The 568-nt window shown below is 64.4% G+C and carries 1 protein-coding gene; it reads left to right on the forward strand.

Annotation, left to right across the window (positions count from 1 at the left end; all coding sequences use genetic code 11):
• Positions 1-568: DUF5801 repeats-in-toxin domain-containing protein (locus tag ACCD00_RS30740; protein ID WP_413428936.1), on the forward strand; the 568-nt coding region annotated here is incomplete at both ends.

The following is a 568-nucleotide window of genomic DNA, read 5'->3' on the forward strand; positions in this document are numbered from 1 at the left end:
ATGACTCGACGAGCCTGACCTCGGACAACCTGGTGACGCTGACGGCAACCAAGACCGACAAGGACGGCGACAGCGCCCAGGCAACCCTCAACATCGGGCAGAACCTGGTGTTCAAGGATGACGGACCAAGCATCAGTACCACCGGTGTGGAGCTGACGCTGACGGTGGACGAAACGGTGCTGGCAACCAACGCCACCCAGAGCTTCGCCGCCAATTTCACCTCGGCGTTTGGCGCCGATGGTGCCGGCACCCTGACCTATGCGCTGGGCGTGGTGGCGGGTGCTTCCGGGCTGACCGACACGGCCACGGGCGAGGCGGTGAACCTGTCACTCAACGGCACCGTGGTCGAAGGCCGCACGGCCACGACCAGCCTGCTGGTGTTTACGGCCAGCGTGGCCGCCAACGGTGATGTCACCCTCGACCAGATTCGCGCAGTGGTGCATCCCGACGCCACCAATCCGGATGACTCGACGAGCCTGACCTCGGACAATCTGGTGACGCTGACGGCAACCAAGACCGACAAGGACGGCGACAGCGCCATGGCGACGCTGAACATCGGGCAGAACCT

Origin of the sequence: Pseudomonas sp. Pseusp3 (assembly GCF_047304225.1) — a bacterium.
In the GTDB taxonomy this organism is placed as follows: domain Bacteria; phylum Pseudomonadota; class Gammaproteobacteria; order Pseudomonadales; family Pseudomonadaceae; genus Aquipseudomonas; species Aquipseudomonas fluorescens_CD.